The sequence below is a fragment of the Kitasatospora viridis genome (assembly GCF_007829815.1).
Lineage (GTDB): Bacteria > Actinomycetota > Actinomycetes > Streptomycetales > Streptomycetaceae > Kitasatospora > Kitasatospora viridis.
Genome location: NZ_VIWT01000001.1, coordinates 4,809,372 through 4,835,712 on the forward strand (window position 1 = coordinate 4,809,372; position 26,341 = coordinate 4,835,712).

At 72.7% G+C, this 26,341-nt stretch carries 29 protein-coding genes; 19 read left to right on the forward strand and 10 right to left on the reverse strand.

Going from position 1 to position 26,341, the window contains the following annotated elements; all coding sequences use genetic code 11:
* Positions 1-38 precede the first annotated feature (38 nt).
* The 5 genes from ybaK to FHX73_RS21710 all read right to left on the reverse strand — a co-directional run bounded on the left by ybaK (position 39) and on the right by FHX73_RS21710 (position 3,560).
* Positions 39-536 carry a Cys-tRNA(Pro) deacylase gene (gene ybaK / locus FHX73_RS21690; protein WP_145906589.1) on the reverse strand — a complete coding sequence of 166 codons (498 nt, stop codon included), beginning with the start codon at positions 534-536 and terminating at the stop codon, positions 39-41.
* A gap of 12 nt (positions 537-548) precedes the next feature.
* Entirely contained in the window at positions 549-1,277 is a 729-nt protein-coding gene (locus FHX73_RS21695; RefSeq protein ID WP_145906590.1) for an LON peptidase substrate-binding domain-containing protein, read from the reverse strand.
* A gap of 238 nt (positions 1,278-1,515) precedes the next feature.
* Positions 1,516-1,797 carry a hypothetical protein gene (locus FHX73_RS21700; RefSeq protein ID WP_145906591.1) on the reverse strand — a complete coding sequence of 94 codons (282 nt, stop codon included), beginning with the start codon at positions 1,795-1,797 and terminating at the stop codon, positions 1,516-1,518.
* 3 nt (positions 1,798-1,800) lie between these two features.
* Positions 1,801-3,114 (reverse strand): DUF4419 domain-containing protein, encoded by a 1,314-nt coding sequence (locus FHX73_RS21705; protein WP_145906592.1) that lies wholly within the window; start codon positions 3,112-3,114, stop codon positions 1,801-1,803.
* Between the two features lie 38 nt (positions 3,115-3,152).
* Positions 3,153-3,560, reverse strand: a complete 408-nt coding sequence (locus FHX73_RS21710; protein WP_145906593.1) for a hypothetical protein — start codon at positions 3,558-3,560, stop codon at positions 3,153-3,155.
* A gap of 291 nt (positions 3,561-3,851) precedes the next feature.
* Here FHX73_RS21710 and FHX73_RS21715 point away from each other — a divergent pair, with 291 nt between their 5' ends.
* From FHX73_RS21715 to FHX73_RS21745, 7 genes are all read left to right on the forward strand, one after another.
* A complete protein-coding gene (locus FHX73_RS21715) occupies positions 3,852-5,087 on the forward strand; it encodes a sensor histidine kinase (protein WP_145906594.1) in 1,236 nt (411 codons plus the stop codon).
* Positions 5,072-5,719, forward strand: coding sequence for a response regulator transcription factor (locus tag FHX73_RS21720; RefSeq protein WP_145906595.1), 648 nt, complete (start codon positions 5,072-5,074; stop codon positions 5,717-5,719). Before FHX73_RS21715 ends, FHX73_RS21720 begins: the two co-directional genes overlap by 16 nt.
* A gap of 83 nt (positions 5,720-5,802) precedes the next feature.
* A complete protein-coding gene (locus tag FHX73_RS21725) occupies positions 5,803-6,294 on the forward strand; it encodes a MarR family winged helix-turn-helix transcriptional regulator (protein WP_145906596.1) in 492 nt (163 codons plus the stop codon).
* 425 nt (positions 6,295-6,719) lie between these two features.
* A complete protein-coding gene (locus tag FHX73_RS21730; RefSeq protein ID WP_145906597.1) occupies positions 6,720-7,970 on the forward strand; it encodes an MFS transporter in 1,251 nt (416 codons plus the stop codon).
* A gap of 149 nt (positions 7,971-8,119) precedes the next feature.
* Positions 8,120-9,064 (forward strand): aldo/keto reductase, encoded by a 945-nt coding sequence (locus FHX73_RS21735; protein WP_145906598.1) that lies wholly within the window; start codon positions 8,120-8,122, stop codon positions 9,062-9,064.
* A gap of 49 nt (positions 9,065-9,113) precedes the next feature.
* Complete coding sequence (locus tag FHX73_RS21740) at positions 9,114-10,304, forward strand: IS701 family transposase (RefSeq protein ID WP_145906599.1); 1,191 nt, start codon at positions 9,114-9,116, stop codon at positions 10,302-10,304.
* A gap of 75 nt (positions 10,305-10,379) precedes the next feature.
* Complete coding sequence (locus tag FHX73_RS21745; protein WP_145906600.1) at positions 10,380-10,970, forward strand: NADPH-dependent F420 reductase; 591 nt, start codon at positions 10,380-10,382, stop codon at positions 10,968-10,970.
* A gap of 71 nt (positions 10,971-11,041) precedes the next feature.
* Here FHX73_RS21745 and FHX73_RS21750 read toward each other — a convergent pair whose 3' ends face one another.
* The gene (locus FHX73_RS21750; RefSeq protein ID WP_145906601.1) at positions 11,042-12,112 is read right to left on the reverse strand and encodes an LLM class flavin-dependent oxidoreductase; all 1,071 of its coding nucleotides are present in this window, start codon (positions 12,110-12,112) and stop codon (positions 11,042-11,044) included.
* Between the two features lie 255 nt (positions 12,113-12,367).
* On the opposite strand from FHX73_RS21750, the gene FHX73_RS21755 reads away from it, so the two are divergent.
* Positions 12,368-12,823, forward strand: a complete 456-nt coding sequence (locus FHX73_RS21755; protein ID WP_145906602.1) for a BP74-related protein — start codon at positions 12,368-12,370, stop codon at positions 12,821-12,823.
* 84 nt (positions 12,824-12,907) lie between these two features.
* Here FHX73_RS21755 and FHX73_RS21760 read toward each other — a convergent pair whose 3' ends face one another.
* Genes FHX73_RS21760 through FHX73_RS21770 form a run of 3 tightly spaced genes read right to left on the reverse strand, consistent with a single transcriptional unit; the run spans position 12,908 to position 17,122 of the window.
* Positions 12,908-13,420, reverse strand: a complete 513-nt coding sequence (locus tag FHX73_RS21760; RefSeq protein WP_145906603.1) for a DinB family protein — start codon at positions 13,418-13,420, stop codon at positions 12,908-12,910.
* Positions 13,417-15,327 (reverse strand): NACHT domain-containing protein, encoded by a 1,911-nt coding sequence (locus tag FHX73_RS21765; RefSeq protein WP_145906604.1) that lies wholly within the window; start codon positions 15,325-15,327, stop codon positions 13,417-13,419. The genes FHX73_RS21760 and FHX73_RS21765 overlap by 4 nt, the downstream gene beginning before the upstream one ends.
* A gap of 16 nt (positions 15,328-15,343) precedes the next feature.
* Entirely contained in the window at positions 15,344-17,122 is a 1,779-nt protein-coding gene (locus tag FHX73_RS21770; RefSeq protein WP_145906605.1) for an oxidoreductase, read from the reverse strand.
* Between the two features lie 99 nt (positions 17,123-17,221).
* Here FHX73_RS21770 and hisD point away from each other — a divergent pair, with 99 nt between their 5' ends.
* Genes hisD through hisF form a run of 8 tightly spaced genes read left to right on the forward strand, consistent with a single transcriptional unit; the run spans position 17,222 to position 22,976 of the window.
* Positions 17,222-18,529, forward strand: coding sequence for a histidinol dehydrogenase (gene hisD / locus FHX73_RS21775; RefSeq protein ID WP_145906606.1), 1,308 nt, complete (start codon positions 17,222-17,224; stop codon positions 18,527-18,529).
* The gene (locus tag FHX73_RS21780; RefSeq protein WP_145908436.1) at positions 18,526-19,635 is read left to right on the forward strand and encodes a histidinol-phosphate transaminase; all 1,110 of its coding nucleotides are present in this window, start codon (positions 18,526-18,528) and stop codon (positions 19,633-19,635) included. The genes hisD and FHX73_RS21780 overlap by 4 nt, the downstream gene beginning before the upstream one ends.
* A complete protein-coding gene (hisB, locus tag FHX73_RS21785) occupies positions 19,632-20,231 on the forward strand; it encodes an imidazoleglycerol-phosphate dehydratase HisB (RefSeq protein ID WP_145906607.1) in 600 nt (199 codons plus the stop codon). The genes FHX73_RS21780 and hisB overlap by 4 nt, the downstream gene beginning before the upstream one ends.
* Positions 20,228-20,380, forward strand: a complete 153-nt coding sequence (locus FHX73_RS44835) for a hypothetical protein (protein ID WP_170304788.1) — start codon at positions 20,228-20,230, stop codon at positions 20,378-20,380. The genes hisB and FHX73_RS44835 overlap by 4 nt, the downstream gene beginning before the upstream one ends.
* Before the next feature lie 17 nt (positions 20,381-20,397).
* Positions 20,398-21,033, forward strand: a complete 636-nt coding sequence (gene hisH / locus FHX73_RS21790) for an imidazole glycerol phosphate synthase subunit HisH (protein WP_145906608.1) — start codon at positions 20,398-20,400, stop codon at positions 21,031-21,033.
* A 22-nt stretch (positions 21,034-21,055) separates the two neighbouring features.
* On the forward strand, positions 21,056-21,781 hold the full coding sequence (priA, locus tag FHX73_RS21795) for a bifunctional 1-(5-phosphoribosyl)-5-((5-phosphoribosylamino)methylideneamino)imidazole-4-carboxamide isomerase/phosphoribosylanthranilate isomerase PriA (protein WP_145906609.1): 726 nt from the start codon (positions 21,056-21,058) through the stop codon (positions 21,779-21,781).
* Complete coding sequence (locus FHX73_RS21800; RefSeq protein WP_145906610.1) at positions 21,778-22,209, forward strand: Rid family hydrolase; 432 nt, start codon at positions 21,778-21,780, stop codon at positions 22,207-22,209. The genes priA and FHX73_RS21800 overlap by 4 nt, the downstream gene beginning before the upstream one ends.
* Positions 22,206-22,976, forward strand: coding sequence for an imidazole glycerol phosphate synthase subunit HisF (gene hisF / locus FHX73_RS21805; protein WP_145906611.1), 771 nt, complete (start codon positions 22,206-22,208; stop codon positions 22,974-22,976). The genes FHX73_RS21800 and hisF overlap by 4 nt, the downstream gene beginning before the upstream one ends.
* 7 nt (positions 22,977-22,983) lie before the next feature.
* Here the strand turns inward: hisF and FHX73_RS21810 are convergent, their stop codons facing one another.
* Positions 22,984-23,520 (reverse strand): hypothetical protein, encoded by a 537-nt coding sequence (locus FHX73_RS21810; protein ID WP_145906612.1) that lies wholly within the window; start codon positions 23,518-23,520, stop codon positions 22,984-22,986.
* Positions 23,521-23,668: 148 nt separating this feature from the next.
* Here FHX73_RS21810 and hisI point away from each other — a divergent pair, with 148 nt between their 5' ends.
* Genes hisI through FHX73_RS21825 form a run of 3 tightly spaced genes read left to right on the forward strand, consistent with a single transcriptional unit; the run spans position 23,669 to position 26,254 of the window.
* The gene (hisI, locus tag FHX73_RS21815) at positions 23,669-24,043 is read left to right on the forward strand and encodes a phosphoribosyl-AMP cyclohydrolase (RefSeq protein WP_145906613.1); all 375 of its coding nucleotides are present in this window, start codon (positions 23,669-23,671) and stop codon (positions 24,041-24,043) included.
* Between the two features lie 43 nt (positions 24,044-24,086).
* A complete protein-coding gene (locus FHX73_RS21820; RefSeq protein ID WP_145906614.1) occupies positions 24,087-25,616 on the forward strand; it encodes an anthranilate synthase component I in 1,530 nt (509 codons plus the stop codon).
* A 20-nt stretch (positions 25,617-25,636) separates the two neighbouring features.
* On the forward strand, positions 25,637-26,254 hold the full coding sequence (locus tag FHX73_RS21825; RefSeq protein WP_145906615.1) for a TIGR02234 family membrane protein: 618 nt from the start codon (positions 25,637-25,639) through the stop codon (positions 26,252-26,254).
* Positions 26,255-26,341: the final 87 nt, after the last annotated feature.

The following is a 26,341-nucleotide window of genomic DNA, read 5'->3' on the forward strand; positions in this document are numbered from 1 at the left end:
CGGCGGCTGGGCTCAGCGCTCGGGCTCAGCGTCCAGGCTCAGCGTCCGATGGGCGCGCTGACCGCACTGGTGAGCCGCATCAGGTCCGCCGGGGCCAGCTCCACCTCCAGGCCGCGCCGCCCGGCCGAGACGTAGACCGTCTCGAAAGCCAGCGCGCCCTCGTGCAGCACGGTGCGCAGCGGCTTGCGCTGGCCGAGCGGGGAGATCCCGCCGAGTACGTAGCCGCTGCTGCGCTCGGCCGCCGCCGGGTCGGCCATCGCCGCCCGCTTGCCGCCGACCGCCGCGGCCAGCGCCTTGAGGTCCAGCTGCCCGGCGACCGGCACCACGCCGACCGTGAGGACCCCGTCCACCTCGGCGACCAGCGTCTTGAACACCCGCTCGGGCGCCACGCCGAGCGCCTCGGCGGCCTCGCCGCCGTACGAGGGTGCGGCCGGATCGTGCTGGTAGCCGTGCACGGTGAACGGCACGCCCGCCTTCTCCAGCGCCACCGTGGCGGGTGTGCCCCGGCCACCCGCCGCGCCGTTCTTCTTCGCCATCCTGGACTCCGCTCAGTTCGGGCTGAACTGCTGCCGGGTCAGCTCCACGGCCGGCACCGACGGCAGCCAGTTCAGCAGTGCGGTCTCCCGGCGCAGCAGCTCCAGTTCGCTGCTCAGCCGGGAGGCGGTGTCGGGGCAGGCGAGCAGCTGCTGCTTGACCGGGATCTCCAGCACGGCGGCGGCGGCCACCAGGTAGGAGAGCACCTGCGGGTCGTCCGGCAGCTCCTGCTCGCCCGCCAGGCTGGCCTGCCGGGCGCCGGCCAGCCGCTTCTGGTAGAGCCGGAACGCCCGCTCCACCCCGCCGGCCAGTGCGCCCGGGCCGCTGCCGTCCTGCTCCTCCAGGGTCTCGACCTCGCCCACCAGGTAGGGGCCGCCGGTCTCCACCGAGCGCAGCCGGAACCGGGTGGTGCCGGTGACCAGCAGCTCGTAGCGGCCGTCCGGCTGCGGATTGACGGAGGCCAGGTCGGCCACGCAGCCGATGTGGAAGAGCGCCTCCAGCGGATCGCCGGTGGCGGTGCCCAGGCCGCCCATCGGACCGGCCGGCTCGTCACTTTCCGTCACCGGGGCGACCTCGCGCCCGTCCTTGATCGCCAGCACTCCGAACCGCCGCGGCTGGTCCTCGGGTTGGGCCAGCAGGTCGGCGACCAAGCGTCGGTAGCGCTCCTCGAAGACATGGAGCGGCAGCACCAGGCCGGGGTAGAGCACGGCGTTCAGGGGGAAGATCGGCAGCCGTTCTGTCACGGCGCACAGCGTAGCCGCCTTCGCGGACGACCGGACGCCGTCGTCCACGGGGGAGCACGGCGGGACGGTGCCGGGGGTGGGCCGGCGAGGGGCCGGCGAGGGACGGAGGAGGGGCGGAGGACGGTCGGGGGAAGGGTGGACGAGGGGTGGAGGAAGGCCGGACGAGGGTCGGGAGGCCACCCGAGCTGATGGTTCGTCAGCCAAGCTGGTGGGGCGCGGCCGGGGGCGGGGCGGAGGTTCAGTCGAGTGCCAGGTACTCGTCGGGCGGGATGACGAGCTCGGGGTGCTCGCGGGCGTAGTCGCCCCCGTGGATCCTCAGCATCGCCCAGTGCCAGGCTTCGTCGTGGAACACCAGGCCCCGGTACGGGGTGCCCGGCGGCTCGTAGGGGTAGCAGGCGAGGGCGGCCGCTTCGGCGTCGGCTCCGGTGCGGCCCCCGTAGTGGCGCATCACCCAGGCGTAGCACTGCCGTTCGCCGTTCAGGCAGCTCAGGTACTCCTGCTCGGGCCACTCCTCGTCCATCGGTCAGACCGCCCGCAGGGCCGTGGCGAGGTCGGGGCCGTGCTTGTCCCGGCAGCGGATGTCCCAGCTGGCGGAGATCCGGTTGCCGGTGTACCAGTCGCCGTCGGTGCTGCGGACCAGGACGATGTAGCCCATCATCACGAAGGCGTGGTCGATCCGGAGCTCGGCGCCCTCGTAGGTGACGGTGCCGACGCTCTCCAGTGGGCGGTACTCCGGGGTGCCGACCGCCCGGGCCAGGTCCTGTGGGTCGAGGGGGGCACCGAGGTTGCCGTTGGCGGTCGGGAGGAGCTCGACCACCGCGTTGCCCAGCCGGGGGCGCAGCCACTCGCCGTCGCGCCCCAGCCCGAGGACGCCGCCGAGGAAGGCCATGTCGAAGGTGCCCGCAGGGGTCTCCCAGCGGTACGGGACACGGGAGACGTGGGACGGGAAGTGCTCGTGGGCGGAGGCACCGGGGCCGAACTCCGTGCGGGGCCGGGGCCCGTCCTGGGTGTAGCGGTGGGCGAAGAAGGCGTTGATCCAGCCGGTGACCCGGGCGTCGCCGGAGCGCTCCTCGTACTTGTAGATCGAGCGCCAGAAGCCGGTGTCGACGCCCCGGCCCGCAGCGGTGGCGGCGATCTCGGCCAGCACCGGGAACAGCGCGGTGAACCAGGGCCGCAGGCCGTCGAACCGGTCGGCCAGCTCGCGGGTGCGGGCGACCAGGAGCTGCCAGTCCTCGGCGGTGCCCTCCAGGCGGATCCTGGGGATGCCGCAGAGACTCACCCAGCGGAAGTCGAAGTAGGGGCTGGCGACGTCCATCAGAGCCACCAGGGCAGCGGTGGCGTCGGCGGGGGTGGTGGTCGTGAAGGAGGGTTGGAAGAGATCGGCGAGCCGCTCGCCGATCCGGTCCCGCAGCGGCTGCTGGACCAGGTTGATCGAGCGCTGCCAGTCCAGCGGGGCCTCGTGGTCGACCACCACGATGGTCTGCCGCTGCCCGGGGGTGTCAGTGAACAGGCCCGCGTACTCATCGGCGTTCAGGCGGACGTGCACCGCGACCTCGTGCACCACCGCGTACCAGAACAGGTCGGGCGAGAGGCTGATCGGCAGGTGGGCGGAGAAGGCCAGGTGGAGGGCGCGCAGCAGCAGGCTGTCGCCCTGCTCGCCGTTCTCCTGTCCGCTCAGCAGTCGGTCGGTGCTGCGGTGGTGGACCCGGATCCGGGCGGCCAGTACGCCCTCCAGGAACCGCTCGTTGTCCACCTCCACGAGCCGGCTCGCCAGCCGAGCGGCCTCGTCGTCCGCCTCCGGGGTCGTCCCCAGCGGCAGGTCGATCTCGAACGCCATGTGTTCCCCCTGATCGATGGTCAGCCTGCCGATCCTAGTCAGCGCCCGATCGCCGACTGCTCGGCGAAGGAAGCGCGCAGCCGTGCCCCGTTGCCCACGAAGGCCGCCGCGACCAGGGGAAGGGCGCCGGCGGCCTGGACTATGGCGAACCAGGCCGGGCAGAGGCCGGGGATCAGGTCGACCCCGACGATCGCGATCGGCAGGACCACCGTGGTCTTCCGCAGCCGTTCGTAGGCGGGCTGGGAGCCGTGCTCGGACCTGACGGTGAGCCAGAGCAGGGCCGCCGCGCTGGCCAGGATCAACGAGGACCTGGTCCACATGAACGAGCTGCTCGACAGGCCGCTCGCCGCGCGGACGGCGACGAGCAGCAGGACGCCGGCGCTGAGCGCGCCGTAGGCGGCGAAGAGGGCCTTCATCCGGCTGAAGGCTCGCTGGGTGTGCTGCATGGTTGTGCTCCTTGGTCGTTCCGGTCGGTCGTTCCGGTCGGTTGGGCCGGTTGGTCGGGTCGGTTGGTCGGGTCGGTTGGTTGGTCGGTCCGGTCGGGTTCCGGGCCGTGGTCGTTCGCTCGATTCCAAGCTAGGGAGCGCCGGCGCCGCGCCATATCCGTCTGGGCCCACAGCTGGGTGGGGCTGGACCCACCCTTCGCCGAAACCCCTTGGTGGCGGACCGGGATGGCCGCAGAGTGGTCGCATCGACTCGAAACGATCCTGGTCAGGCCGGGGGAGGGAAGGCAGAGCATGCGAAAGGTGGCAGACGTGCGCGTCGGGTTCGCCCGGGCCTGCGCACTGGTGGCGGTCACCGCGCCGGTGCCCGTCGTCTGGGCGGCCGCGGTGGCCGTGGTGGTCTGGTGGGCGGGCCGCCCGTGGCTGTGGATCGCGGTGGGGCCGTGGGCCTGCATCGGCACGCTCGCCCTGGCCCGCCCGCTCTGCCGGGTGTTCCGTGCCCTGGTGGCGCGTTGGACCGGCACCGTCATCCCCGGCGGCTACCGCGAGCCCGAGCCCGTGGTGCAGATGGCCACCGGCTACTGGTGGAACGGCCGTAAGTACACCCGCACCAGCAAGGAGGCCCGGGAGGACCAGGAGCTCCGGCTCCGCTGGAGCGATCCGGCGAACTGGCGGGACCTGCGGTTCGTCCTGCTCGCGCCGCTCACCGTCGGCCTGCTCGCGGCCGTCCCGCCGGCCGGCCTGGCCGCCGTCGCCCTCGGGATAGCCCTCGCCCCGCCGGCGGGCGCCGTCCTCGGCGTGCTCGGTGGCCTCGCCGCGGTCGCCGCCTCGCCGTACGCCTGGCGAGCCGCCGAGCCGTTGGCGGTCCGCCTGCTCGCGGCTCCGACCGGTGCCGCCACCGTCGCCGAACTCACTGTGCAGCGGGCCGACATGACGATCATGCAGGCGGCCGAGCTGCGCCGGATCGAACGCGACCTGCACGATGGCGCGCAGGCCCGGCTGGTCGCCCTCGGCATCTCCTTGGCGACGGCGGAGAAGCTGCTGGACCGGAACCCGGAGCAGGCCAAGGTCCTGCTGCGCGAGGCCCGCGCGAGTGCGGCCTGCTCGCTCAGCGAGCTGCGCGAGCTGGTCCGCGGCATCCACCCGCCGGTGCTGAACGAGCGCGGACTGGTCGACGCGGTGCGGGCGTTGGCGATGGACAGCGCGATCGAGGCCGCCGTCACCGGTGACGCGGAGCTGCGGCTGGACCCACCGCTGGAGTCCGCGCTCTACTTCGGGATCGCCGAGCTGCTCACCAACGCCGCCAAGCACGCCCGTGCCGAGACCGCCCGCATCTCGCTCACCCGCCAGGGCGGTTCGGTCCTCGCGGTGGTCGAGGACGACGGTAGAGGGGGCGCCGAGATCCGGGGCGGTGGCGGACTCGCCGGGCTGCGCCGCCGGCTCGCGATCTTCGATGGGACCCTTGAGCTCGACAGTCCGACCGGCGGCCCGACCCGCGCGACGATGGTGGTGCCATGCGAATCCTTGTAGCCGAAGACCTCTACCTGCTGCGGGACGGCCTGGTCCGACTCCTCGAAGCCTACGGACACGAGGTGGTGGGCACCGCGAGCACCGGCCCCGAGACCCTGGAGGCACTGTTGCGGCTGCGCCCGGACGTCGCCGTGGTGGACGTCCGGATGCCGCCGACCCAGTCCGACGAGGGCCTGCGGGCCGCGCTCGCCGCCCGGCGCGAGGCCCCCGGCCTGCCGGTGCTGATCCTCTCCCAGCACGTGGAACAGCTCTACGCCCGTGAGCTGTTGGCCGACGGCGCCGGAGGCATCGGCTACTTCCTCAAGGAGAGCGTCTTCGACGGTGACCAGTTCGTCGACGCGCTGGAGCGGGTCGCGGCCGGCGGTACGGCGATGGATCCGACCGTGATCGCCAAGCTGTTCTCCACCGGTTCCTCGCCGCGCCGCCTGGAGCGTCTGACGGAGCGTGAGCACGAGGTGCTGGCGCTGATGGCGGAGGGCCTCTCCAACCACGCGATCGCCCAGCGGCTGTTCCTCAGTGACAGCGCGATCAGCAAGTACACGACCTCGCTGTTCGGCAAGTTGGGCCTGACGGACGACGACAACGGCAACCGCAGGGTGCAGGCCGTGCTGGCGTACCTGGGAAAGCTGTGAGGGGGCGGCCACCGACTCCAGCCCAGGAGAGGCTAGTTGGGAAGGTGCTTCGAATTCGAAGCGGATGGGTGTAGCGTGGTCCCATGAGCGGACCCCGCTGGCTGAACGAGACCGAGATGCAGGCCTGGACCGGCTTCTTGGAGACGTATGACCTGCTGTCCCGGCTCGTCGACCGCCAGTTGCGGGAGGACGGCGGAGTCACTCAGGTGCAGTACGAGATCCTCACCCGGATCAACGAGGGTCCGAACCGTCGGCGTCGGATGACCGAGCTGGCCGACCTGATGGTCTGTTCGCGCAGCGGACTCACCTACCAGGTGGGGCAGTTGGTGAAGGCGGGTCTGCTGGTCCGGGAGACCGACAGCAGCGACGAGCGCGGAGTCCTGGCGATCCTCACCGACGCGGGCGCGGCGCTGCTCGAAGGGGCCGCCCCCGGGCACCTGCAGACGGTGCGGGACGGCTTCATCGACGTGCTGACGGAGGAGCAGGTCGGGCAGTTGGCCGAGATCATGGACGCGACCCGCCGGCACCTGCGCGGAATTTCCGGACTCTGTTACGGCAGCGGCTCGCAGAAATAGCCACGGCTGGCCGGTTTCACCGAGCTCAGGAACAGCGACACGTAATCCAATTCGTGGCGCCGCTTCGAGCTGCCCGAAAACCCGACCTGCCAAAGTCGTCGCAAATCCCGCTCGAATCTTCCGGGATACCGCCCGCCGAGTTGTAGCGTGCTGTCAGGGCGCTATTGCGAAGCGTCTCGACAAAGGAGATCCGCGAAAAGGAGACCCGTGATGAGCGTCGAGCAGCACAGCACGCGCGATACCCGCGACACGCGCGACTCCCTTTCTCCGCGGAGGAGATCGAGCCACGGGGTCGGACGGTGTGCCCGACCGAGGGCGCCGTTCCGGGGGCTGTACCGAGACCCATTTCGAGAGCCAGTCCGAGAGCCAGTCCGAGATCCGTTCCGCGAGCCGGAGATCCATTCGACCCCCTGGAAGGTGAACCCATGCCCATCGCGCTCCTCGCCCTCGCCTTGGGGGCGTTCGGGATCGGCACCACGGAATTCGTCATCATGGGATTGCTCCCGAACGTCGCCGACCAGTTCCAGGTGTCGATCCCGACAGCCGGATACCTGGTCAGCTCCTATGCGGTAGGCGTCTTCCTGGGCGCCCCCTTGATGACCGTCCTGGGTACCCGGGTGCCGCGGAAGCGGATGCTTATGCTGCTGATGGGCCTGTTCGTCATCGGCAACGTGCTGTCCGCCGCCGCACCGGTCTTCGCGGTGATGCTGGCCGGCCGGGTGGTCGCCTCGCTCGCCCACGGCGCCTTCTTCGGCATCGGCGCGGTGGTGGCCACCGGGCTGGTCGCCCCGGAGAAGCAGGCCAGGGCGCTGGCCACCGTGTTCACCGGGCTGACCGTGGCCAATGTGCTCGGTGTCCCGCTCGGCACCCTGCTCGGCCAGCACCTGGGGTGGCGGGTCACCTTCTTCGTCGTCGCCGGGCTCGGCGTGGTCGCGCTGCTCGGCATCGCCCGGTTGGTGCCGGAGACGGAGCACACGCAGGGCATGCGGCTCCGGCACCAACTCGCCGTCTTCCGCAACGTCCAGGTGCTGCTGGCGATGGCGATGACCGTGCTGGGCTTCGGCGGCGTGTTCGCCGCGATCACCTACATCACCCCGATGATGACCTCGGTGACCGGCTACTCCGACTCCGCGCTGACCTGGCTGCTGGTGCTCTTCGGCCTCGGCATGGTCGGCGGCAACCTGGTCGGCGGCAAGTTCGCCGACAGGTCCGTGATGCGGATGCTGTACGTCTCGCTCGGTGCCCTGGCCCTGGTGCTGGCGCTGTTCACCGTCACCGCGCACGACAAGGTCGCCGCGGCGGTCACCATCGTCCTGATCGGCGCGCTCGGGTTCGCCACCGTCCCGCCGTTGCAGAAGCGAGTGCTGGACCAGGCGTCGGGCGCCCCGACGTTGGCCTCCGCGGTCAACATCGGAGCGTTCAACCTGGGCAACGCGCTGGCCGCGTGGCTCGCGGGCCTGGTCATCTCGGCGGGCCACGGCTACGCCTCGGCCAGCTGGGTCGGCGCCGCGCTGGCCGGCTCGGCCCTGCTGCTCGCGGTGCTCTCGGGCGGGCTGGAGAAGCAGGCGGGCACCGGCACCAGCGTCGGCCGCGTGGTCGCCGCCGGCCCGCCCGCCGCACAGGGCACACCCGAACCCGGCGCCGAAGCCTGTGCTGGCGCCCTGCCGAACCGTTGAACCCCCCCCGCACCCCCACCCCCACCCCCACCCCCACCCCCACCCCCACCCCCACCCCCACCCCCACCCGCACCCCCACCCGCACCCCCACCCGCACCCGCACTCCGCCGGTTCCCCAACCACGCTGAAGCAAAGGAAGTTGAACCACCATGACCGATTTCCGCAAGCTGGGCGGCTCCGACCTGGAGGTCTTCCCGCTCAACCTCGGCGGCAACGTGTTCGGCTGGTCCGCCGACGAGTCGGCCTCCTTCGCGGTGCTCGACGCCTACACCGCCGCCGGCGGCAACTTCGTCGACACCGCGGACAGTTACTCGGCGTGGGTGCCGGGCAACCAGGGCGGCGAGTCCGAGACCGTCATCGGCAACTGGCTGCACGCCCGCGGCAACCGGGACTCCGTGGTGGTCGCGACCAAGGTGAGCAACCACCCGCAGTACCGGGGTCTCGCGCCGGCCACCATCAAGGCCGCCGCCGAGGCCTCGCTGGCCCGGCTGCGCACCGACCGGATCGACCTGTACTACACCCACTTCGACGACCCGTCGGTCCGGGTGGAGGACATCATCACCGCGCTCGACCAGTTGGTGCGGGAGGGCAAGGTCCGGCAGATCGCGGCGTCCAACATCTCCCCGGAGCGCCTGGCGGCCTCGCTGGAGTTCTCCGAGCGCGAGGGGTTGGCCCGGTACGTCGCGCTGCAGCCGCACTACAACCTGGTGTCGCGGCACACCTTCGAGGGCCGCCTCCAGGAGCTGGCGCAGCGTCACGGGCTGAGCGTGCTGCCCTACTTCTCGCTGGCATCCGGCTTCCTGACGGGCAAGCACGGGTCCGGCGGCGCGGCGGACAGCGCCCGGCGCGAGCGGGTGGCCGAGTACGTCGGCACCGCGCGCGGCGACCGGGTGCTGGCCGAGTTGGCGAGGGTCGCGGCCGCGCACCACGTCGAGCCGGCGACCGTGGCGCTGGCCTGGCTGGCCGCACAGCCCACGGTGCTGGGCCCGATCGCCAGTGCCCGCACCCCGGAGCAGCTGCCGGCGCTGCTGGCCTTCAAGGACCTCCACCTGACGGAGGCGGAGGTCGCGGGGCTGACCGCGGCCTCGGCCTGACGAACACTCGGCGCGGCACCGCGAGGACGGATGTGGGGGGATCAGCAACATGCAGGCGACCGGTGTCGGTACTCGATCCATCGACACTCGATCCATCGGTACTCGATCCATCGACGGCGATCTGCTGGCCGACCTGGCCGAGCAGGTGTTCGGCCATCTCCACCGGGCCGACCAACGGCGATGGGCGCGGATCCATCTGATCGGGCTGCTCAGCGTCTCCGGCAGGAAGTCCCTGCGGGAGATGGCCCGGGCGGTCTCGGGCGCGACCGACAGTACGCACGGCCTCCAGCAGTTCATCAACTCCAGCCCGTGGGACTGGAAACCCGCCCGGGACGAGCTGGCCGCCATCGTCGAGCAGCGCGTTCCGGTCCGGGCCTGGACGGCGGGCATCCTGGGCATCCCGAAGCGGGGCGACCGCTCGGTCGGCGTCCACCGGCGGTTCCTGCCGAAACTGGGGCGGACCGTCAACTGCCAGGTGGCGGCCGGGATCTTCCTCTGTTCGGCGGAGCAGAGCATCCCGGTGGACTGGACGATCTTCCTCGACGAGGGCTGGGACAGCACGGAGAGCCGCCGGCGGGCGAGGATCCCCTCCGAGGTGGGTCCGCAGCCGCTCTGCATGAACGTCCTCGGACTGGTGGACGCCATGCTCGCACGCTTCCCCGGGGCTGGTGTCCCACTGGTGGCCGACCTGCGCACGGCCACCGACATCAGTCGGCTGGCCTTCGAACTCGGCTACAGGGGTGTCGAGTTCGTGGCCGAGGTGGCGCCGACCCAGCTGGTGCAGCTGACCGCGGAGCCGCGGTCGGCGGGGAGCGGTCCGCAGCGACCGGGCGGCGCCACCACCGCGGCCGACCTGTGGGACCCGGACGGTCGGCGGCACGGCACCACCGTGTCCTCGCTGGTCCGACTGCCCGGGGCCGAGTCCAGCCGCACGCCGGAGCGGATCCACCGACTGCTCGTCCAGCGCGTGCCCGGCGGCCGGAGCCGCTACTGGGTGACCAGCATCCTCGACCGGCCGATCACCGAGGTGCTGGTGCTGGCCCGGCACGGCGACCGGGTCGAGCTGGCCCTGCGCGATCTCGAACTCGACTACGGGGTGGCGGACTTCGAGGGCAGGTCGTATCCGGGCTGGCACCACCACATGACCATGGCCTCGACGGCCTACCTGTACCGGAACCTGCTCGCGCCGCACGCCCTGCGTGCGGGGCGGCGGTTCGAGGTCCGTGGACGATCCGCCTGACGGGTCCGGCGGGAGTCGTACGCGGCGCGCCACGGACTACCGCGTTTTCCTCAACTCGTAAAGGAGACACCGAATATGTCGAATATCCTGGTGATCGGCAAGGGCAACGTGGGTGCCGCGCTGGAGGACCGCTTCGCGGCCGCGGGGCACCAGGTCACCGCGGTGAACAGCTCGGTCGCGCCGGCCGAGGTCGCCCGGGCCGCCGTCGCCGCGGACGTGGTGGTGCTGGCCGTGCCGTTCGTCGCGGTCGCCGCGCTCGACGCCGCGATCAAGGCGGCCCTGTCGGGCAAGGTCGTCATCGACGCCACGAACCCGCTGGCGCCCGACTTCGTGTCGCTGACCATCGGCCACACCACCTCCGGTGGCGAGGAGGTCGCGAAGGCGCTCCCGGGCGCCAAGGTCGCCAAGGCGTTCAACACCGTCTTCGCCGATCACCTCGCCACCGGCGCGGTGGACGGGGCCAAGCTGTTCCTCCCGATCGCGGCCGACGACGCGGAGGCCAAGAAGACCGCCCTCGCGCTCGCCACCGAGCTCGGCTTCGACGCGGTGGACGCCGGTCCGCTCGCCAACGCCCGCTACCTCGAACCCACGATCGAGCTGCTGATCCAGCTCGCCTTCGTGCAGGGCCAGGGCACCGGCATCGGGCTCACCCTCGTCCGCGGCTGACCCCCGGGCCGGCCTGAACGGAGCGACGGCGCAAGCGGCTTGCCGCTTGCGCCGTCGGCGGCTCCCCGCCCTCAGGCCCGGCCGGCCACCGCCGGGTGGACCGGCGCCGCGGCCACGCCCGGGGCCCGCCGTGCGGCGAACTCCGCACGCAGCACCGGCAGTACCTCCTCGCCGAGCAGGTCCAGCTGCTCCAGCACCGTCTTCAGTGGCAGTCCGGCGTGATCCATGATGAACATCTGCCGCTGGTAGTCGCCGAAGTACTCGCGGAACTTCAGGGTCTTCTCGATCACCTGGTCGGGACTGCCGACCGTCAGCGGCGTCTCGTCCATGAACTGCTCCAGCGACGGCCCGTGGCCGTACACCGGTGCGTTGTCGAAGTACGGCCGGAACTCCCGCACCGCGTCCTGCGACCTGCGGCGCATGAAGACCTGGCCGCCGAGGCCGACGACGGCCTGCTCCGCAGTCCCGTGCCCGTGCTCGGCGAACTGCTCGCGGTAGAGCCCGATCAGCTGCTGGAAGTGGTGCTTGGGCCAGAGGATGTTGCTCGCGAAGAACCCGTCGCCGTAGTAGCCGGCCTGCGCCGCGATCTCCGGGCTGCGGATCGAGCCGTGCCAGACGAAGGGCGGCACGCCGTCCAGCGGTCGGGGCGTCGCGGTGAACCCCTGCAGCGGCGTGCGGAACCGGCCCTGCCAGTCGAGCTCCTCCTCGCGCCACAGCCGGTGCAGCAACTCGTAGTTCTCCAGCGCCAGTCGGATGCCGTGACGGATGTCCTTGCCGAACCACGGGTAGACCGGCGCGGTGTTGCCCCGCCCCAGGGTCAGGTCCACCCGGCCGTCCGCGAGGTGTTGCAGCATCGCGAAGTCCTCGGCGATCTTCACCGGGTCCTGGGTGGTGATCAGGGTGACCGCGGTGGAGAGGATCAACCGCTCGGTGCGGGCCGCGATGTAGCCGAGCATGGTGGTCGGTGAGGACGGTACGTGCGGCGGATTGTGGTGCTCGCCGGTGGCGAAGACGTCCAGGCCCACCTCCTCGGCCTTCTGCGCGATGGCGACCATCGCCTTGATCCGCTGGTGCTCGCTCGGCGTCCGTCCGTTCGTGGGATCACGGGTGACATCGCCGACACTGTAGATGCCGAACTGCATGTCTGCTCCTCGGTCTGATGTTCCGTCAGCCTAGGTCGGAGCGAGGAGAGTTGCTTTTGTCGGCGGCCGATCCGGAACTGCTTTGGCAAGTCTCCCGGCGACCGGACCGGGCTCGGTCGCGCTGCCCATGGGGGAAGCCGGGCGTCGCACCTTGGTGCACCCTTTGGCTTCGCATGACCATTGATTTGCCTTTCTGATTACCGTTCACCGCAAGCGGGTTGTGGACGAACCCGACAGAGAGTGGAGGTCTCAGACATGCGACGGACCATCAGCAAGCTCGCCGGTGTCGCGGCGGTCCCGATGCTCGCCATGGCGCTGGCCCAGCCCGCCCAGGCGACGGCGGCGACGGCCCGGCCGGCGGACGCCTCGGCCCCGGCCTACTTCGAGTTCACCGACGGCACCGACACCTTCGTCTTCCAGCTCACCGACCCGGCGAAGATCCAGCAGGCCCGCAACATGCTCTCCGGCGTGGACACCGAGGACACCGGCGTGATGGGCACCGTGGTGAAGACCCCGGCGCCGTACAACCAGCCGTGGAACTACCAGCTCGACCCCGGGTCGGTGCACTTCTTCAGCATGGCGACCGAGGTGTGCGACGCGAGCATCTCCTACGTGAACGACCACCTCGACGAGGTCGGCGGCGCGCTGCTGCCCCGCTCGACCTGGTGCCCGTGGCACTCGAAGCTGACGCGCGAGGTGACGGCGCCGTAAGGCGGTGCGGCCGGGGCTCCTACGGTTGGCGGGGCCGACCGTAGGAGCCCCGGCTCACGGCCCGGCTCATGCGCAAGTCGATCCCTAGGCCCCCACCACGCCGTCCACGCCCTCCCGCAGGAAGTCCGCGTGGCCGTTGTGCCGCGCGTACTCCTGGAGCATGTGCATCATCACCAGGCGCAGCGACACCTCCTCCTCCCAGCGGGGCTGATAGCCGGCCGAGTCCAGCGACTCCACCTTCGCCTCGACCTCCCGGGAGTGCGCCACCTCGGCCTCCCAGGCGGCGAACGCCTCCGCCCGGTCGGACTGGCTGGCGTCGTACGCGGCCTGGAAGTCGAACGGCTTCGGGGACCACACCATCGGCGCCTGCGGATCGTCGAAGACCCGGCGGAACCAGGCGCGTTCGACCTCGGCCAGGTGCCGGACCAGGCTGAGCAGGGTCAGCGTGGACGGCGGCATCGACCGCTCGCGCAGCTGCTCGTCGCTCAGGCCCTGGCACTTCATGGCCAGGGTGGCGCGGTGGTAGTCGAGGAAGGCGCGCAGCGTCTCGCGTTCGGAGCCGAAGTGTGGCGGGCCGATCCGGTCATCGTTGATCATGACCTGACAGTATCGGTCCTGGTCAGGTGCTCGCGCAGCCGGGCGTGGCGGAACTGGTAGACGGTGCCCACCTGGCGCAGCAGGCCGAGCCGGTGCGCCTCGGCCAGGAAGGCGGTCAGCCGCAGCGGCAGCCGGCCGCGCAGCGCCAGCGTCAGCCGGGCCTGCAGGTAGGCGTACCAGAGCGAGTGCACCAGCCGGTAGGCCCCGACGAACAGGCCGACCGCGACGCCGAGCGGCACCAGCACCGTCCAGCTCGCGCCGGTGGGTGCCAGTACCAGGACGACGCAGATCGCCCAGACGCCCCCGAGCACCACCGCCGGCCAGACGGCCCGCCGCCGCCCCAGTAGCAACGCCCCCGTCGGGTCCACCGATTCGTCCCGCCCCGGCACGCCCGCCGCCAGCAGGTCGAGCCACCCGGTGACCACCACCAGGACCGCCAGCGCGGCGAACGCCACGAAGAACAGGTCCGGCTCGGGCCCGTGGTGGTTCCACCGGGCGTACGCCACCAGCTCCGCGACCGACCGCCAGAGCCAGGCCAGCGCCAGCACGGCCGGCACCCCGAGCAGCACCGCCCGGGGCACCCGTGAGGCCGGCGAGCCCGGCCGGACCGCGTACCTCCCGCGCAGCGTCGGCACCGCCTTCAGCCTCCCGACCGCGCGACCGGCCGACCGCGCGACCGCCACCCCGGGAACCACCGCGAGCAGCGCGGCCGCCCACAGCGGCGCGCCGACCGCGACCACGCCCAGCGTCACCACCAGCCAGGTCAACAGGCCCGCAATGGCGGCCCGTTGGCCGTCGCCCGCGTGGCGGTGCAGCTGCCACCAGCTCAGCTCGTCGCTCTGACGCTCCGTCATGTCGGTTGCCAGCCAGCGCAACCACCGCTCGGCCCGGTCCGCGCCCCAGCGCGGGCCGTCCGGCCGCGCGGCGAACACCGTCGGCACCAGCGTCGAGATCAGGAACTCCGTCAGCTCCTGCGCCGACTCGAACTCCAGCAGCACCGCCGGATCACCGCGCCCGTTCGCGTACACCCGCAGCAGGCCCAGCAGCAGCGGGCTCGCCGACACCTCCAGCAGCGGCCCGGGCAACTCGCCCTCCAGCACGCTGAACACCGGCTGCCAAGCGCCCTGGCGGCGCGGCAGCACCACCGTCTCCAGGTACGCCCGGGCATCCCGCGCACTCACCGGCACCGACCGCACCGCCGCCGCCCCGCGCAGCACCAGCCCGGTCCGCTCGTACTCCTCGACCCGGCAGGTGAGCACCACCGGGCCGTCGTCCTCGCCGAGCTGGCGCAGCGCCACCTCCCGGCGCCCGGGCGCCATCTCGTCCAGCCCGTCGAGCACCGGCAGGACCAGCCCGGCCCGCACCAGCCGCCGCACGGCCGCCACCCCGCCCACCGCCGGGTACTCCTGGGCCAGCCGCTGCGCGAACCAGTCGCCCGACAGCAGCGCCCCCGGATCCCAGGAGCCCAGCGGCACCAGCACCGGCACCGGATCGCCGGACCGGCGGCTCGCCAGCAGCTCCAGCACCAGCAGCACGGCCAGGCTCGACTTGCCCGAACCGGCCTCGCCGAGCAGCACCAGCCGCCGCCTCGGCAACCCCAGGAAGGCCTTGGCGAAATCCCCCAGGTCCCCGCCGTCCCCCTCCCCGAACCCGAGCCGCCCGGCCACCGCCTCGTGGTCGCCGAGGTCGGAGGCCGCCCACCGGGTGACCAGCGGCACCGGGTCCAACAGCCCCCGCACCCCGGCCTCCCGCCGCCACTGCTTGCGCACCAGCCGGGCCAGCTCCCCGGCCGCCCGCTCGTCCGGGTCCTCGGTCGGCATGACCAGGTTGGGGTTGATGTCGCCGTTGATGCTGGCCGCCTGGATGACGAAGACGGCCTGCCCGCTGAAGTCGTTGCGCACGTCCATGGCCGGGTCGTCCCGCCTAGCCGCGCTGGAGGACCCGGGTGGCACCGGTGACCACGGTGGAGGCGAGCACCCAACCGGTGAGCACCAGGGCGGCGCCGAGCCACTGGCTGAAGCCGGCCGGGGCCCAGCCGTCCTCGCCGAAGTTGACGATCGGCAGGACCAGGCTGGCCGCGTACAGGGCCGGGTTCCAGTGCGGGTGCTCGTCGAGCTTGACCGGGGCCGGCGGGTGGCCGGCGAACCAGAGGGTGCCGATCACCCAGGCGGCGAGCAGCCACAGGGCGGCCCGGCCGGGCCGGTAGCCGTAGCCGACGGTGATGTCCTGCAGGCGCGACCAGAGCCGGCCGGGCAGCGGCAGGGTGCGGGCCCGGCGCTGCTGCTTGGCGTAGAGCACGTGCCGCGCGTCGTCGTCCAGGCCGTCGCGGCGCAGCGCGGCGGCGAGCTGCTCGTAGGGCTCGGGGTGGAAGGCGTCCAGGCCGTTGTCCAGCCAGGCGATCCGCTGGGCCACGGTGTACTCGGAGCCCTCCGGCGGGCGCAGCGCGTCGTAGGAGAAGCCGGTCAGCCGGACCTTGTGGTTGTGCGGCCAGGCCTGCGGCACGTCCACCAGGTTGCCGATCCGGGCGCGCGAGAGGGCGACCGTGCCGGTGGGCGGGGTCCGGGTGGTGAAGCGCAGCTCGGGGGTCTGGATCCGGCGCAGCGAGAGCTCCTGGGTGCCGGTGAGGTGGAACTCGGCGCCGTTGATCAGGCAGGCGCTCTCGAAGTGCGAGTCGTCCAGCCGGACGCCGCCGAAGGCGCGGAACGGCACGGTCATCGGCGCGCCGGAGTAGTCGCCGAAGTCCTGCCCGTACATGTCGGGGTCCTCGCCGGCCGGGGCCGACCGCTGCCCGGGCAGCACGCCGCTGTGGTACGGCCCGGGCTGCCCGCTGCCCCGCAGGAAGCGCTGCTCGGGGAAGGCGGCGCTCTGCGCCCGGGCCGCCGCCTCGCCGTGCGGGCCGGGCTCCAGCGGCTCGTTGGCCTCGGCGCCCTGGCCGGCCTGCCCGTTGCTGGTCCGGGGGTCCCGCCAGCCGGTCAGGTAGCAGGTGGAGCCCACGGTCAGCCGGGCCGCGTTCAGGCAGTTGGCCTTGCCGGCCCGCACGCGCAGCTGGGCGCCGCGCAGCGAGAGCCGGCCGCCGACCTTGGCGGTGCGCAGGCTGACCTCGCCGTCGGCGGTCAGCCGGTCCGCCTCGAAGTCCTGGTGCACCGTCAGTCCGTCGGCGGAGAGCGCCCGGCCGTACTGGTCGCCGCCGACGGACAGGTAGTTGACGATCAGGTCGGTGCCGATCTGGGCGTCCGTCAGCCGGATGCCGTAGGGGACGGTGCAGCGGGCCAGCACCAGGTCGCCGGCGGTGTCCAGGCGGGAGGCGTCCAACCGGGGGAGCCAGCAGCCGTCGAGCCGCACCGTGCCGGCGTGCGCCTCGGAGAGCACCGCGCCGGTGTCGAAGTAGCAGTCGTGCAGTTCCACGTAGGCGTCCCAGCGCCCGCCGGCCAGCCAGAGCCGCCCGGTGATCCGGGCCCCGACCAGCTTCAGGCCGCGCACCCGGCCGGGCAGCGGCTCGGGGCCGGAGAGCAGCAGCCGGGCCAGCACCTCGGCCCGCACCGTCCGCTCCTCGCCCCAGCGGTCGCCGAGCGCCGGGTTGTCGATCAGCAACTCGCCGTACGAGAGGTCGCAGATCTCGCTCGACCGGTACGCCTCCCAGAGCCGGACCTCCGCCGCGCTCCAGTCCTTCGGCGCCTGCTGCCGAGCCGTCGCCACGCCCATCCACGTCCCCCTGAACGGTCCCACCCGAATGTCTCAGCGTTCGTATCACGGACTGAAATGCGGGACCAGCAGTTCCGGCCACTCCTTACACTTGGCCGTGTGATCTCTCGAATCGACCTGCGCGGCGCCACCGGCGACCCGCGGGACCTGCTGCCCCGAGCCGAGTTCGACGTAGAGGACGCCCTGGAGAAGGTGCGCCCGATCTGCGAGGACGTGCGCCATCGCGGGGTCGCGGCGCTGATCGAGATCACCGAGCGCTTCGACGGCGTGCGGCTGGAGTCCACCCGGGTGCCGGAGGCGGAGATCACCGCCGCGCTGGAGACCCTGGACCCGAAGGTGCGCGCCGCCCTGGAGGAGACCATCCGGCGGGTCCGGATCGTGCACCGCGCGCAGCGCCGCACGGACCACACCGTGCAGGTGGCGCCGGGTGGTTCGGTCACCGAGCGCTGGGTGCCGATGGACCGGGTCGGCCTCTACGTGCCGGGCGGCCTGGCCGTCTACCCGTCCTCCGTGGTGATGAACGTCATCCCGGCCCAGGAGGCCGGCGTCCAGGGCATCGCGGTGACCTCCCCGCCGCAGAAGGCCTTCGGCGGCAAGGTGCACCCGGCGGTGCTGGCGGCCTGCGCGCTGCTCGGCGTGACGGAGGTCTACTCGGTCGGCGGCGCCCAGGCGGTCGCGATGTTCGCCTACGGCACCGAGGAGTGCGCCCCCGTCAACCTGGTGACCGGCCCGGGCAACATCTTCGTGGCCGCCGCCAAGCGGCTGCTCAAGGGCCGGATCGGCATCGACGCCGAGGCCGGGCCGACCGAGATCCTGGTGCTGGCGGACGACACCGCCGAGCCCGTCGAGGTCGCCGCCGACCTGATCAGCCAGGCCGAGCACGACCCGATGGCCGCCTCGGTGCTGGTCACCGAGTCGGTCGAGCTGGCCGACGCGGTCGAGGCCGAGCTGGTCGGGCAGGTCGAGCGGACCAAGCACCGCGAGCGGGTGACCACCGCGCTGGGCGGCAAGCAGTCTGCGATCGTCCTGGTCGACGACCTGGAGCAGGGCCTGGCGGTGGCGAACGCCTACGCCGCCGAGCACCTGGAGATCCAGACCAGGGACGCCGCCGCGGTGGCCGCCCGGGTGCGCAACGCCGGGGCGATCTTCGTCGGCCGGTTCGCGCCGGTCTCGCTGGGCGACTACGCGGCCGGTTCCAACCACGTGCTGCCCACGGCCGGCTGCGCCTGCCACTCCTCCGGCCTGTCGGTGCAGTCCTTCCTGCGCGGGATCCACGTCGTGGACTACAGCAAGGAGGCGCTGGCCGAGGTCGCCGAGCACGTGGTCAACCTCTCCGCCGCCGAGGACCTGCCCGGCCACGGCGATGCCATCCGTGCCCGCTTCGACTGGACGGTACCGAGCTCCTGATGAAGATCGACGACCTGCCGATCCGTGACGAGCTGCGCGGCCAGTCGCCCTACGGCGCCCCGCAGCTGGACGTCCCGGTCCAGCTGAACACCAACGAGAACCCCTACCGGCTCCCCGAAGAGCTGGTCGCCCGGATCGCCGAGCGGGTGGCCGAGGCGGCCCGCGACCTCAACCGCTACCCGGACCGGGACGCGGTCGAGCTGCGCACCGAGCTGGCCCGCTACCTCACCCGCAGCACCGGCTTCGCGCTGACGACCGGTCAGGTCTGGGCGGCCAACGGCTCCAACGAGGTCATCCAGCAGCTGCTGCAGACCTTCGGCGGCCCGGGCCGGCGCGCGCTCGGCTTCGAGCCGAGCTACCAGATGCACGAGCTGATCTCCCGCGGCACCGGCACCGAGTGGGTGGCCGGTCCGCGCAACGCGGACTTCACCATCGACGAGGCCGCCGCCGTGGCGGCGCTCGCCGAGCACCGCCCGGACGTGCTCTTCATCTGCTCGCCGAACAACCCGACCGGCACGGCGGTGGCCCGGGAGACCGTGCTGCGGCTCTACGACGCCGCGCAGGCGGTCAAGCCCACCGTGGTCGTGGTGGACGAGGCCTACGTGGAGTTCTCCCACCAGGACTCGCTGCTGCCGCTGATCGAGGGCCGCCCGCTGATGGTGGTCACCCGTACCATGTCGAAGGCCTTCGGCGCGGCCGGCCTGCGCCTGGGCTACCTGGCCGCCGATCCGGCGGTGGTGGACGCGGTCCAGCTGGTCCGGCTGCCGTACCACCTGTCGGCGGTCACCCAGGCGACCGCGCTGGCCTGCCTGGAGCACACCGACACGCTGCTCGGCTACGTGCGGCGGCTCAAGCAGGGTCGCGACGAGCTGGTCGAGCGCCTCACCGCCATGGGCCTGGAGGTCACCGCCTCCGACTCCAACTTCATCCAGTTCGGCGTCTTCGAGGACCCGCAGGCCGTCTGGCAGGCGATCCTCGACCACGGCGTGCTGGTCCGCAACAACGGCGTCCCGGGCCGCCTGCGGGTGACCGCCGGCACACCCGAGGAGAACGCGGCCTTCCTGCAGGCCGTCGCCACCGTGATCAAGGAGCTGTCCACCGTATGACCCGCATCGGGCGCGTCGAACGCGCAACCAAGGAGACCACGGTCCTGGTCGAGATCGATCTCGACGGCACCGGACGGACCGACATCTCCACCGGGGTGGGGTTCTACGACCACATGCTCGACCAGCTCGGTCGGCACGGTCTGTTCGACCTGACCGTGAAGACCGAGGGCGACCTGCACATCGACACCCACCACACGATCGAGGACACCGCCCTCGCGCTGGGTGCCGCGTTCAAGCAGGCGCTCGGCGACAAGGTGGGCATCTACCGGTTCGGCAACTGCACCGTCCCGCTGGACGAGTCGCTGGCCCAGGTGACCGTCGACCTGTCCGGCCGGCCCTACCTGGTGCACACCGAGCCCGAGGGCCTGGCGCCGATGATCGGCAGCTACGACACCACGATGACCCGGCACATACTCGAATCCTTCGTGGCCCAGGCCCAGGTCGCGCTGCACGTGCACGTGCCGTACGGCCGCAACGCGCACCACATCGTGGAGTGCCAGTTCAAGGCGCTGGCCCGGGCCCTGCGGTACGCCGCCGAGTTCGACCCGCGGGCCGCGGCCGCCGGCATCCTGCCCTCCACCAAGGGGGCGTTGTGAGCAACACCGCCATGGCGCTGATCTTCTTCGGCCTCTTCCTGGGGGCCGGCGTCTACTCCTTCTGGAAGCAGAAGATCGCCAAGAGCGTCATCGCCGTCCTCGCCATCGGATCGGTCATGTGCCTGTCCGCCGGCCTCATGCGCCTCTAGAGGAGACGGGACACCCGATGGGCAAGAACGTTGTGGTGCTCGACTACGGCTCGGGCAACCTGCGCTCGGCGCAGCGCGCGCTGGAGCGCACCGGCGCCGAGGTCACGGTGACCTCCGACTTCAAGACCGCGATGGACGCCGACGGCCTGCTGGTCCCCGGCGTCGGCGCCTTCGAGGCCTGCATGCGCGGGCTCAAGGCGGTCCGCGGCGACTGGATCATCGGCCGCCGACTGGCCGGCGGCCGCCCGGTGATGGGCATCTGCGTGGGCATGCAGATCCTCTTCGAGCGCGGGGTCGAGCACGGCGTGGAGAGCGCCGGCTGCGACGAGTGGCCGGGCACCGTGGAGCCGCTGCAGGCCCCGGTGGTGCCGCACATGGGCTGGAACACGGTGGACGCGCCGCAGGGCAGCCGGCTCTTCGCCGGGCTGGACCCGCAGAGCCGGTTCTACTTCGTGCACTCCTACGCGGTGCGCCGCTGGGAGCTTGAGGTCACCAACGCCAACATCACCGCGCCGCTGGTCACCTGGGCCACCCACGGCGAGCCGTTCGTCGCGGCGGTGGAGAACGGCCCGCTCTGGGCCACCCAGTTCCACCCCGAGAAGTCCGGCGACGCCGGCGCCGCCCTGCTGACCAACTGGGTCAACACCCTCTGAAGCCGGAAGCTGGAAGACAGACATGAGCCGCCTCGAACTGCTCCCCGCCGTGGACATCCGCAACGGCCAGGCGGTCCGCCTGGTCAAGGGCGCGTCCGGCACCGAGACCTCCTTCGGCGAGCCGCTGGGCGCCGCGCTGGCCTGGCAGGAGGCCGGCGCCGAGTGGCTGCACCTGGTCGACCTGGACGCCGCCTTCGGCACCGGCGACAACCGCGAGCTGACCGGCCGGATCGCCGGCACCCTCGACATCAAGGTCGAGCTGTCCGGCGGCATCCGCGACGACGAGTCGCTGGCCCGCGCGCTGGCCACCGGCTGCACCCGGGTGAACCTGGGCACCGCCGCCCTGGAGTCCCCCGAGTGGGTGGCCAAGGCGATCGCCGAGCACGGCGACAGGATCGCGGTCGGCCTGGACGTGATCGGCACCCAGCTGCGCGGCCGCGGCTGGACCACCGAGGGCCCCGACCTGTTCGAGGTGCTGGCCCGCCTGGACGCCGAGGGCTGCGCCCGCTACGTGGTCACCGACGTCAACCGGGACGGCACCCTGACCGGCCCCAACCTGGAGCTGCTGAGCCGGGTCTGCTCGGCCACCGACCGGCCCGTTGTGGCATCCGGCGGCGTGTCCTCGCTGGCGGACCTGCGGGCGATCGCCACCCTGGTACCCGAGGGCGTCGAGGGCGCGATCGTCGGCAAGGCCCTCTACGAGCACAAGTTCACCCTCGCCGAGGCCCTGGAGGCAGTGTCATCGTGACGGACCGTCAGATCGTGCGCGGCCGGCTGGTCTCCGACACCCCGCAGGAGGAGCAGTTCGGCTCGGCCCTGGCGGTGGCGGCGGGCGACCACGTGCACGTGGCGGGCTGCACGGCCGGTTCGGCCGGCGGCGGCGACGACTGGGGCAACCCGTACGACCAGGCCAGGGCCGCCTTCGCGGCCGGCCTGGCGGCGCTCGCCGCGTACGGCCTGACGGCGGGCGAGGTGGTCCGCACCCGGATGTACCTGACCCACTCCCGGGACGCCGAGCCGGTCGGCCGGGCCCACCGCGAGCTGTTCGCCGAGGTCCGCCCGGCCACCACCGTGCTGGTGGTGGCCGGCCTGGCCGACCCCCGCTCGCTGGTCGAAATCGAGCTCGACGCCTACCGCGCCGGGCTCGCCACCACCTTGGAAGGCAGCACCGAATGACCCTCGCGGTCCGAGTCATCCCCTGCCTGGACGTGGACGCCGGACGAGTCGTCAAGGGCGTCAACTTCCAGAACCTGCGCGACGCCGGCGACCCGGTCGAGCTGGCCAAGCGGTACGACGCGGAGGGCGCCGACGAGCTGACCTTCCTCGACATCACCGCCTCCTCCGGCGACCGGGAGACCACCTACGACGTGGTGCGCCGCACCGCCGAGCAGGTCTTCATCCCGCTCACCGTCGGCGGCGGCGTGCGCACCGTCGAGGACGTGGACAGGTTGCTGCGGGCCGGCGCCGACAAGGTCGGCGTCAACACCGCGGCGATCGTCCGCCCGGAGCTGATCCGGGAGATCGCCGAGCGGTTCGGCCGGCAGGTGCTGGTGCTCTCGGTGGACGCCCGCCGGGTGCACCCGGGCACCGAGACCGCGTCGGGCTGGGAGGTCACCACCCACGGCGGGCGCCAGGGCACCGGCCTGGACGCCGTCGAGTGGGCGGTGCGGGCGGCCGAGCTGGGCGCCGGCGAGATCCTGCTCAACTCGATGGACGCCGACGGCACCAAGGACGGCTACGACCTGGCGATGATCGAGGCCGTGCGGGCCGAGGTCGCGGTGCCGGTGATCGCCTCCGGCGGCGCCGGCAAGCTCGCCGACTTCGCCCCGGCGGTGGCCGCGGGGGCCGACGCGGTGCTGGCCGCCTCGGTCTTCCACTTCGGCGACCTGCGGATCGGCGAGGTCAAGCAGGCGCTGCGGGAGGCCGGCCACCCGGTCCGCTGACGCGGGGTCAGTGCTTCAGCGGTGCGGTCAGCTTGGTGCCGCCCTCGCGCTCGGAGGCGGTGAGCAGGCAGCTGGTGTCCCGCGAGCCCTGCTGGTAGTACTTCAGCGCCGGGCCCATCGGGAAGCTGTACCAGGTGCCGCCGCCCTGCGCCGCCTGGGCGGTCGCCACGAACGGCTGGCAGAGCGTGCGCAGCGCGGTGGCGATCTGCGAGTCCTTGACCAGGCCGTCCGGCAGCAGCGGGTTGGCGATCACCTCGGCGTCGTGCGGCCCGTCGCACGGGCGGGCCTGGGCGACCGTGATCACCGGGCTCAACTGCGGGTGGTCCAGGCAGGTGCCGACCGGGAACCACGGGTAGGGCACCTGCTTGGTCGGGCTGGGGGAGGGGCTCGGCGACGGCGGCGCCGAGGACGGCGGGGGCGGCGGCGCGGCGGCGGCCCGGTGCTTCGGGCCGGGCCAGAACAGCGCCACGGCCACCCCGGCGAGGGCGATCAACAGGACGGCCAGCAGCAGCAACCGGCCGGTGGGACGCGCGGACTGGGTCATGCGCACCAGAATCCCGCAGCCCGCCCGCCGCCGTCTGCCTTTCCCGCGGATCGGCTTCCCCGCGGATCGGCTTCCCCGCAGATGGGCCCCGGGCCGGTGCGCGGTGGCCCGTCCCGTCGACCCGCCCGCTCCTGCCAGAATGGTTCGCATGTCCTCCGCAACGCCCGCCGCCCCCGGCAGCACCCTCCTCGACCCGGCCATCGCCGCCCGCCTCAAGCGCACCCCGGACGGCCTGCTGCCGGCCGTCGCCCAGCAGTACGACACCGGCGAGGTGCTGATGCTCGGCTGGATGGACGACGAGGCGCTGCACCGCACGCTCACCACCGGCCGCTGCACCTACTGGAGCCGCAGCCGCAGCGAGTACTGGGTCAAGGGCGACACCTCCGGCCACCTCCAGCACGTCAAGTCGGTCGCCCTGGACTGCGACGGCGACACCCTGCTGGTCCAGGTCGACCAGGTCGGCGCGGCCTGCCACACCGGCGCCCGGACCTGCTTCGACGAGGACGTCCTGCTCGCCCCCTGAGCGCCTGACCCACTGTCAGTAACCCACGAGGATCGGTGCACCCATGGATCTCGACGCCTTCCGCGCCCTCGCCGCCGACACCCGGGTCATCCCGGTCACCCGCCGGCTGCTGGCGGACGGGCTCACCCCGGTCGGCCTCTACCGCAGCCTGGCCGGCGAGCGCCCCGGCACCTTCCTGCTGGAGTCGGCCGAGCAGGGCCGCAGTTGGTCCCGCTACTCCTTCGTCGGGGTGCGCAGTGCGGCCACCCTCACGGTGGACGAGCGGGGCGGCGCCCGCTGGCTCGGCACCCCGCCGGTCGGCATCCCGCGCGAGGGCGACCCGCTGGAGGTGCTGCGCGCCGCGCTGACCGCCCTGCACACCCCGCGCCCGGCGGACGACGGCCTGCCCCCGCTCACCGGCGGCCTGGTCGGCTACCTCGGCTACGACATCGTCCGCCGGCTGGAGAAGCTGCCCGACCTCAACCCGGACGACCTGAAGCTGCCCGAGCTGACCATGCTGCTCGCCACCGACCTCGCGGTGCTCGACCACGTGGACGGCACCGTGCTGCTGATCGCCAACGCGGTCAACCACAACGACCTGGCCAGCGGCGTCGACGAGGCGCACGCCGACGCGGTGGCCCGGCTGGACGCGATGGAGGCCGCGCTGGCCCGCCCGGTCGAGCCGGGCCTGGCCAGCGTGCCGGCCACCCCGGTGGTGGACGCCCGCTCGCCGTTCGGCGGCGCGCCCTACCAGGCCGCGGTGGAGCTGGTGAAGGAGCGGATCCGGGCCGGCGAGGCCTTCCAGGTGGTGCCCTCGCAGCGGTTCGAGGCGCCCTGCCCGGCCTCCGCGCTGGACGTCTACCGGGTGCTGCGCACCACCAACCCCAGCCCGTACATGTACCTGTTCCGCTTCCCGGGGCCGGACGGCGGCGCCGAGGGCGGCTTCGACGTGGTCGGCTCCAGCCCGGAGGCGCTGGTCAAGGTGACGGAGCGTCAGGCGATGGTCCATCCGATCGCCGGCACCCGGCACCGCGGCGGCACCCCGCAGGAGGACGCCGAGCTGGCCGCCGAGCTGCTCGCCGACCCCAAGGAGCGGGCCGAGCACCTGATGCTGGTCGACCTCGGCCGCAACGACCTGGGCCGGGTCTGCACCCCGGGCAGCGTCGAGGTGGTCGACTTCATGTCGATCGAGCGGTACAGCCACGTGATGCACATCGTCTCCACCGTCACCGGCGAGGTGGCCGAGGGCCGCACCGCCTTCGACGTGCTGACCGCCTGCTTCCCGGCCGGCACGCTCTCCGGCGCGCCCAAGCCGCGGGCGATGCGGATCATCGAGGAGCTGGAGCCGACCCGGCGCGGCCTGTACGGCGGCTGCGTCGGCTACCTGGACTTCGCCGGGGACGCCGACACCGCGATCGCCATCCGGACCGCGGTGCTGCGCGACGGCACCGCCTACGTGCAGGCCGGGGCCGGTGTGGTGGCCGACTCCGACCCGGTCGGCGAGGACACCGAGTGCCGCAACAAGGCGGCCGCGGTGCTGCGCGCGGTGGCCGCCGCGAACACCCTGGGGACCCCGGGGCGGGTGCGGGCGTGAAGCCGGGGGACACTGGTGCGGTGACAGCCGTACCCGCTCCCCCCGCCGACTCCTCCCCCCAGCCCTCCGGGGCCGCCGACCGGCGCAGCCTGGCGGTGATGCTGCTGCTGATCGTGCTGGGCGCCGTGCTGGTGCTCTGGGCGGTCGGCCGCACCTGGGCCTCCGGCAAGGTGTCCGGCCTGGACGTGGGCGCCACCGGCAGCGACATCACCGGCGCGCCCGGCGCGCTGGCCCTGGTCGGACTGGCCTCGGCGGTCGCGGTGTTCGCGGTGCGCGGGGTCGGCCGGGTGGTGCTCGGTCTGCTGGTCGTGCTGGCCGGCGCGGGCACCGCGCTGGCCGCCGGCCTGGGCGCGGGCGACAGCGCGGCGATCGACGCCGACGCGGCCAAGAAGCTCGGGCTCACCGGGGTGACGGCCGAGCAGGTCAGCCACTCCGCCTGGCCCTGGCTGGCGGTGCTCGGCGGGGTGCTGCTGGCGCTGGCCGGCCTGCTGACGGTGCTGCGCGGCCGCGGCTGGCCGAGCATGGGCGCCCGCTACGAGGCGCCGACCGCCAAGCGCGCTCCGGCCCCGAAGGACGCCGGCACGCCGGCCGACCTGTGGAAGGCGCTGGACCGGGGCGAGGACCCGACCGCGACCTGACGGTGCCGACCGGCACTGCCCGTCAACCGGGCGCCGCAAGCGTGACCGTCCTCACCCGGACCCGGCTTTGGAGCCCGGAACCGAGTC

Coding starts and splice junctions, on each gene's coding strand:
- ybaK (WP_145906589.1), bottom strand. CDS start 536: ATGGCGAAGAAGAACGGCGCGGCGGGTGGCCGGGGCACACCCGCCACG.
- FHX73_RS21700 (WP_145906591.1), bottom strand. CDS start 1,797: ATGGACGAGGAGTGGCCCGAGCAGGAGTACCTGAGCTGCCTGAACGGC.
- FHX73_RS21705 (WP_145906592.1), bottom strand. CDS start 3,114: ATGGCGTTCGAGATCGACCTGCCGCTGGGGACGACCCCGGAGGCGGAC.
- FHX73_RS21710 (WP_145906593.1), bottom strand. CDS start 3,560: ATGCAGCACACCCAGCGAGCCTTCAGCCGGATGAAGGCCCTCTTCGCC.
- FHX73_RS21715 (WP_145906594.1), top strand. CDS start 3,852: ATGCGAAAGGTGGCAGACGTGCGCGTCGGGTTCGCCCGGGCCTGCGCA.
- FHX73_RS21720 (WP_145906595.1), top strand. CDS start 5,072: ATGCGAATCCTTGTAGCCGAAGACCTCTACCTGCTGCGGGACGGCCTG.
- FHX73_RS21725 (WP_145906596.1), top strand. CDS start 5,803: ATGAGCGGACCCCGCTGGCTGAACGAGACCGAGATGCAGGCCTGGACC.
- FHX73_RS21730 (WP_145906597.1), top strand. CDS start 6,720: ATGCCCATCGCGCTCCTCGCCCTCGCCTTGGGGGCGTTCGGGATCGGC.
- FHX73_RS21735 (WP_145906598.1), top strand. CDS start 8,120: ATGACCGATTTCCGCAAGCTGGGCGGCTCCGACCTGGAGGTCTTCCCG.
- FHX73_RS21740 (WP_145906599.1), top strand. CDS start 9,114: ATGCAGGCGACCGGTGTCGGTACTCGATCCATCGACACTCGATCCATC.
- FHX73_RS21745 (WP_145906600.1), top strand. CDS start 10,380: ATGTCGAATATCCTGGTGATCGGCAAGGGCAACGTGGGTGCCGCGCTG.
- FHX73_RS21750 (WP_145906601.1), bottom strand. CDS start 12,112: ATGCAGTTCGGCATCTACAGTGTCGGCGATGTCACCCGTGATCCCACG.
- FHX73_RS21755 (WP_145906602.1), top strand. CDS start 12,368: ATGCGACGGACCATCAGCAAGCTCGCCGGTGTCGCGGCGGTCCCGATG.
- FHX73_RS21760 (WP_145906603.1), bottom strand. CDS start 13,420: ATGATCAACGATGACCGGATCGGCCCGCCACACTTCGGCTCCGAACGC.
- FHX73_RS21765 (WP_145906604.1), bottom strand. CDS start 15,327: ATGGACGTGCGCAACGACTTCAGCGGGCAGGCCGTCTTCGTCATCCAG.
- FHX73_RS21770 (WP_145906605.1), bottom strand. CDS start 17,122: ATGGGCGTGGCGACGGCTCGGCAGCAGGCGCCGAAGGACTGGAGCGCG.
- hisB (WP_145906607.1), top strand. CDS start 19,632: ATGACCCGCATCGGGCGCGTCGAACGCGCAACCAAGGAGACCACGGTC.
- hisH (WP_145906608.1), top strand. CDS start 20,398: ATGGGCAAGAACGTTGTGGTGCTCGACTACGGCTCGGGCAACCTGCGC.
- priA (WP_145906609.1), top strand. CDS start 21,056: ATGAGCCGCCTCGAACTGCTCCCCGCCGTGGACATCCGCAACGGCCAG.
- hisF (WP_145906611.1), top strand. CDS start 22,206: ATGACCCTCGCGGTCCGAGTCATCCCCTGCCTGGACGTGGACGCCGGA.
- FHX73_RS21810 (WP_145906612.1), bottom strand. CDS start 23,520: ATGACCCAGTCCGCGCGTCCCACCGGCCGGTTGCTGCTGCTGGCCGTC.
- hisI (WP_145906613.1), top strand. CDS start 23,669: ATGTCCTCCGCAACGCCCGCCGCCCCCGGCAGCACCCTCCTCGACCCG.
- FHX73_RS21820 (WP_145906614.1), top strand. CDS start 24,087: ATGGATCTCGACGCCTTCCGCGCCCTCGCCGCCGACACCCGGGTCATC.